We start from the raw sequence: 5,657 nt of genomic DNA on the forward strand, positions 1-5,657 counted from the left end.
TATACAATGAAATGCGACCGCACTTAAGTTTGGATATGAAAACACCAAATCAAGTGCATAAAAAAGACCTGGCGCTTTCGCACCAAGTCTTTCATTAAAACCGTCAACCTATTTCAGGACGGGACATGCTGCTTTACCCTAAAGGTCTAAACACCTTTTGGGGTGGCACAGGTTGGCTATTTATCAAATAAAGCGTCAATGGTGCCTTGTGCAAGTGGGTGGTAGCCTGGGCGTGCTTTGATGTATACATCATGTGCCCACTCACGCTTACCATTTTTAATAAGTGCTTTGTATAACGGCACAATTAGCTTACGGCGGCCAATACCTGATAAGTGCTTATCAAGCGCTGGGTAAATAGGTTGATAACCATTACCTACCGCTAACATAAACCATGCAAACGCGCGCTCTGCATTGGTTGATTGCGTTAAGTTAAATTGCTTATCAAGCTCGCTCATCTTATCTAAACTTAAATCACGTGGTAGGTTATTTAAAAAGTGTAACCATTCGTGCACTGTCCACTGAGCCGTAGGTAATTGTGCTGCGCTTGTTTCACCTTTTAACCATGCTGCGCTTGCTGTATCTACTTTATCAAACGCATCCGATGTTGGGTTAGGTGCATCGCTTGGTAAACCTGGCTCAAAAATCCACTCATTCACTTTATCCATGCTTACAACGCCTGGGTATTTTTCAATTAAGTTGGCTTTTAAGTAAGTAACAAATTGCGCAGTAGTAAGCGATTTAAATGCAAACTCATTAAAGTAGGTCTTAACAAAGTCATCAAACTTATCACGGCCGTATTTTTCTTCTAGGTAGATTAAAAATAGCTGACCTTTAGTGTATGGCACTGAGCTAAATGCATCATCTGGATCGCGGCCATTAAGTTTTAAATTAAGGCGAGTATCGGGTGCATCAATGGTTTTAAGCTGAGCACGTAAGCCTGCTGCATCTAAAGCTTGCTCCATTACGGCGCGGTCGCGGCCAAATACTTCTTCCATGATGCGGTTTTCAACGTAAGAGGTAAAACCTTCGTTTAACCATAAATCTTCCCACGTAGCGTTGGTAACTAAGTTACCAGACCAAGAGTGTGCAAGCTCATGCGCAATAAGGTTTACTAAGCTTTTATCGCCAGCAACTACGGTAGGGGTAATAAACGAAAGACGCGGGTTTTCCATACCTCCAAACGGAAAGCTAGGCGGTAACATTAATAAATCGTAACGGCCCCATGCATACTCACCATACATTTCGTTGGTTTTGTCGATCATGGCTTGGGTGTCGTTAAACTCGGCAACCGAAGCGTCTAAAATTTCAGGCTCGGCAAATATACCAGTTTGTTTTGACATGGCTTTAAATTCTAAATTACCTGCACCAATCGCAATTAAGTACGGCGAAATAGCTTGTGGCATCTCAAAGTGGTAGTCGCCATCTTTGTATAGTGCGTCTTTGTTATCGGCGCTCATTACGGCACGTATATCTTTTGGTGTATGAATACGGGCAGAGTAAGTAACGCGCATGGCAGGGGTATCTTGTACTGGTAACCAGCTACGAGCGTGAATAGCCTGCGATTGGCTGTACATAAACGGGTGCGTTTTGCTGGCTGTTTGCTCTGGTGTTAACCATTGCAGGCCAGATGCTTCTGGGCGGCTGTTGTAGTAAATACGTACTTTTGGCGCTTGGCTTTTTAAAGTAATTGTTAGTTTTGAGCCTTTAACATCATCGCGATCTGCCAGTGTAAATTTAGCTTTGTGCCAATCGCCCGAGGTGTCTTGGTACATTACTTTATCAATGTCTAAGTCGCGGGTATCAAGTACCAGCTTTTTACTCGTGTCATTGTTCCACTTTAGCGTGTGCTCAACAAAACCTTCTAATTGCTTGTCGGCAAAATCGACATCTAAATCAAGGTTTAAGTGTGTTGTTACCACATCATCTAGGTTGGCGTATGAGTTTTGATCAATCGCGTTTGCCATTGCTTGCGAGCACATACCGGCCATAGCGAGGCTTAAAAAAAGAGGTTTAATTTTCATAAAATACCCTGAACACTAATAATAAGTGCAGGTTTTATATCATGATTGATACAGCGGGTTGAGTGATTTTTACATTCTTTGCGACAATAAGGTAAACTACTGCGATTAGTTACCAGTACACTCAGAGACCTTTGTGGCGCACTCATTAAAACCTTTACATACCTTTGCACTAAACAATCAATGCCAGCATTTTGTTGAAATAACCTCGGTTGAGCAACTTAAAGCACACCGTTTTAGTGCTCCGTTTTGTTTATTAGGGGAAGGTAGCAACACAATATTTTTAGAAAACTACGCAGGCACCGTAATTAAAATGGCCACTAAGGGCATTACTATTACCGAGCGTGAAAATGACGTATTAGTGAGTGCAGCTGCGGGTGAGAGCTGGCATAACCTAGTAAGCTATTTACTTGATAAAAATATTGCAGGGCTTGAAAACCTAGCCCTTATTCCGGGCACCGTTGGGGCGTCGCCGGTACAAAACATTGGTGCTTATGGTGTTGAGCTTGCCCAATTTGTAGAGTCGGTTGAATACATTGATATAGCCACAAAAACTAAGGTGACTTTAACTAACGCACAGTGTGAGTTTGCTTATCGCGACTCTATTTTTAAACATGCTTTAAAAAACAAAGCGGTGATCACTCAAGTTAATTTAGCGCTCCCTAAAAAGTGGCTGCCAGTTTTAAGTTATGGCCCACTCAAAGTATTGCAAAATCCCACCCCTAAAATGGTATTTGAGCAGGTTATTGAAATTCGTAACGCTAAGCTGCCAAACCCATACACTTTAGCCAATGCGGGTAGTTTTTTTAAAAATCCGATTATTAGCAATGCGCGTTTAGAAGCGCTGCTTGTGCGGTTTGGTGATTTACCTCATTACCCCTATGGGGAAAGCCATCACAAAGTGGCGGCAGGTTGGCTAATTGACCAAGCGAGCTTGAAGGGCTTTACAGTAGCAGGGATTGAGGTGCATCAGCAGCAGGCGCTGGTATTAGTTAATCATGGTGATAGTAAAGGAAGCGATTTAATCACTATGATCACGCATATACAAAATACGGTGTTTGCACGTTACGGCATAATGCTAGAGCACGAAGTAAGGCTTATAAACACAAATAGTGAATGCCATATTACTACGGAGCACGCGTAATGAAAGCACCAGATGGAAATAAACTAGCTATATTAAATGCACTTAACCAAGGTGGCTTTGTATCGGGCCAATTCCTTGGCGAGCAGCTGGGTATAAGCCGTGCTGCAGTGAGTAAACATATTCAAACACTGCAAGGCATGGGGCTCGATATATTTAAAGTGACGGGTAAAGGTTACAGTTTAAACAATGCGGTGGGATTGTTAAACCAAGCCGATATAACCAAATATTACCACGCGTTAGGTGCCAATACAGCCCAAGTAGAAGTACACCCTATTATAGATTCAACCAACAGCGAGCTAATGCGCCGTATTCAAAATAAAGTCGCGCTTGAGTCTGGCACTGTTGTGGTTGCCGAAATGCAGCAAGCCGGGCGCGGAAGGCGAGGGCGGGTATGGCAATCTCCATTCGGGGCTAATTTATATTACAGTTATTTTTGGCGCTTAGATGATGGCCTGCAAGCTGCTATGGGCGTATCAATTGCAGTAGGGCTTGCGGTATACGATGCTATAAAAGCACTTTACGATATAGACATTGAACTTAAATGGCCAAACGACATATACATAAATAAGCAAAAACTAGCCGGAGTATTAGTTGAACTAGATGGGCAACCGCAAGGCCCTTGTCAGCTAGTCATTGGTATTGGCATAAATTTACAAATGCCGCAAAACACCAGCGAACAGATTGACCAAGCATGGACCGATTTAAGCCAACACACCACCGCGCTTGATAAAAACCAGTTAGTTGCTTCGCTTACCTTTTATTTAGAGCAGCGCTTGGCAGATTACCAACAAGACGGGCTAAACAGCATGTACGCACAGTGGAACGCCCTAAACGCCTTTGCAGGAGAATGCGTAGAGCTAAATACGGGGCACAGAAGCTGGCGGGGTATTTGTGAAGGTATTGATCAGCACGGCGGAATACGTATTCGCCAAGACGGCGAAGTTAAAAGTTACTATGGCGGCGAAATCTCGTTAAGAAAGGCCGAATTATGAAACTGCTAATAGATGTAGGTAATACTTCATTAAAAGCGGCCTTATGGCGCGAGCAACAAGCAACGCCCGTGTCTATGAGCGACGTGCCGTGGCAAGCAATAACTGAGGTTGTGTATGCTTGTGTAGGTAACAGTGAATTATTAAATGACGCGCTCACATTAGCCGCCAAAAAAAGCATTCCGTGTTTTGAGGCGCATGTTAGTAAAAATCTCAGTGGCTTAAGCTGCGCATATGAACAGGTTAGCAATTTAGGTATTGATCGCTGGCTTGCGCTGGTGGCGGGTTTTACACTTTACCCTAACACACCATGCATTATTGTTGATGCTGGCACTGCAACCACTATTGATGTGCTGAGCGGCGAAGGCGAGCACTTAGGGGGCTGGATATTGCCCGGCCTTGACTTAATGACTCGCTCATTAGCACAAAATACTCAGCGCGTGTTTGATGATGCCAATACCCCCTTTTTAAATGAGCTAGGTAAAAACACACCCAACGGATTAAAAAATGGCGCACTGGTGGCAACATTAGGTGCTATTGAGCAGGCCAAATATCAACTTAAGCACGTAACAGGCGAACAAAAACCACAAATTTTGTGCGCCGGTGGTTACGGTTTGCTGTTACAGCAACAAATAACTGGCAGTATTTTTGATTCTTTATTGGTTATGAAAGGATTAAATTATTGGCATGAGCTAAGTAAAAACGACGTAAAACAGCAAAATTAAGCACTTTTGCATGAATTGTGAGCATTTAAGCTAAAAAATTACATTTTTTTTAATTTTATAGTTGCATCATAATAAACCTTACTCTAATATCTCGCCCCGTACTAAAGCAGTGCCGACTTAGCTCAGCTGGTAGAGCAACTGACTTGTAATCAGTAGGTCAACCGTTCGACTCGGTTAGTCGGCACCACTTTCCTTTTACCGAAAGTGAATTAGTAAAGAATTATCGTGGAGGGGTTCCCGAGCGGCCAAAGGGATCAGACTGTAAATCTGACGGCTCAGCCTTCGCTGGTTCGAATCCAGCTCCCTCCACCACTTTATTCTTGACGGTTAGAGGTAGTTTAAGAACAGGTTCCTAAAGCGGGCATCGTATAATGGCTATTACCTCAGCCTTCCAAGCTGATGATGCGGGTTCGATTCCCGCTGCCCGCTCCAATTATGGTGTTGCTGATATAGCTCAGTTGGTAGAGCGCACCCTTGGTAAGGGTGAGGTCGGCAGTTCAAATCTGCCTATCAGCACCAGTCATATGAATCTCCTTGAATACTTCCTTTATCTGTCAGAAAAAACTATTTGAAATTTGAAAAAATTAAATTAATCTACCTCTGGTGGATTATTTTCATATGTAATCTAGATACACAAAACTGATAGGTTCCGTCATGGCAAAAGAAAAGTTTGAACGCGTAAAACCGCACGTAAACGTTGGTACAATCGGCCACGTTGACCACGGTAAAACTACACTAACTGCAGCAATCACTAACGTACTTGCAAAAGTATACGGCGGTG

5 protein-coding genes and 4 tRNA genes are annotated in these 5,657 nt (G+C 43.2%); 8 read left to right on the forward strand and 1 reads right to left on the reverse strand.

Going from position 1 to position 5,657, the window contains the following annotated elements; translation table 11 throughout:
* Positions 1 to 176 precede the first annotated feature (176 nt).
* Positions 177 to 2,021, reverse strand: a complete 1,845-nt coding sequence (locus tag PSI06_RS20495) for a M1 family metallopeptidase (protein ID WP_029774313.1) — start codon at positions 2,019 to 2,021, stop codon at positions 177 to 179.
* A 133-nt stretch (positions 2,022 to 2,154) separates the two neighbouring features.
* Between PSI06_RS20495 and murB the strand changes: the two genes are divergently transcribed.
* From murB to PSI06_RS20535, 8 genes are all read left to right on the forward strand, one after another.
* Positions 2,155 to 3,162, forward strand: a complete 1,008-nt coding sequence (murB, locus tag PSI06_RS20500; protein ID WP_273604762.1) for a UDP-N-acetylmuramate dehydrogenase — start codon at positions 2,155 to 2,157, stop codon at positions 3,160 to 3,162.
* Positions 3,162 to 4,154: a bifunctional biotin--[acetyl-CoA-carboxylase] ligase/biotin operon repressor BirA gene (birA, locus tag PSI06_RS20505; RefSeq protein ID WP_273604763.1), complete on the forward strand. Its 993-nt coding sequence runs from the start codon at positions 3,162 to 3,164 to the stop codon at positions 4,152 to 4,154. The genes murB and birA overlap by 1 nt, the downstream gene beginning before the upstream one ends.
* Positions 4,151 to 4,876, forward strand: a complete 726-nt coding sequence (locus tag PSI06_RS20510; RefSeq protein ID WP_273604764.1) for a type III pantothenate kinase — start codon at positions 4,151 to 4,153, stop codon at positions 4,874 to 4,876. The genes birA and PSI06_RS20510 overlap by 4 nt, the downstream gene beginning before the upstream one ends.
* Positions 4,877 to 4,987: 111 nt before the next feature.
* Positions 4,988 to 5,063 (forward strand) — tRNA-Thr (locus PSI06_RS20515).
* 40 nt (positions 5,064 to 5,103) lie between these two features.
* Positions 5,104 to 5,188 (forward strand) — tRNA-Tyr (locus PSI06_RS20520).
* A gap of 45 nt (positions 5,189 to 5,233) precedes the next feature.
* A tRNA-Gly gene (locus PSI06_RS20525) sits at positions 5,234 to 5,308 on the forward strand.
* 11 nt (positions 5,309 to 5,319) lie between these two features.
* Positions 5,320 to 5,395: transfer RNA gene (locus PSI06_RS20530), tRNA-Thr, on the forward strand.
* A 135-nt stretch (positions 5,396 to 5,530) separates the two neighbouring features.
* Positions 5,531 to 5,657, forward strand: a 127-nt coding sequence (locus PSI06_RS20535; protein ID WP_033023824.1) for a GTP-binding protein, incomplete at its 3' end; no start/stop codon positions are given.

Source organism: Pseudoalteromonas sp. GABNS16E, from assembly GCF_028598715.1.
GTDB lineage: Bacteria > Pseudomonadota > Gammaproteobacteria > Enterobacterales > Alteromonadaceae > Pseudoalteromonas > Pseudoalteromonas atlantica.

What these genes read in the sequence shown, in the direction of transcription:
- PSI06_RS20495 (WP_029774313.1), bottom strand. Translation starts at nt 2,021, where the DNA reads ATGAAAATTAAACCTCTTTTTTTAAGCCTCGCTATGGCCGGTATGTGC.
- birA (WP_273604763.1), top strand. Translation starts at nt 3,162, where the DNA reads ATGAAAGCACCAGATGGAAATAAACTAGCTATATTAAATGCACTTAAC.
- PSI06_RS20510 (WP_273604764.1), top strand. Translation starts at nt 4,151, where the DNA reads ATGAAACTGCTAATAGATGTAGGTAATACTTCATTAAAAGCGGCCTTA.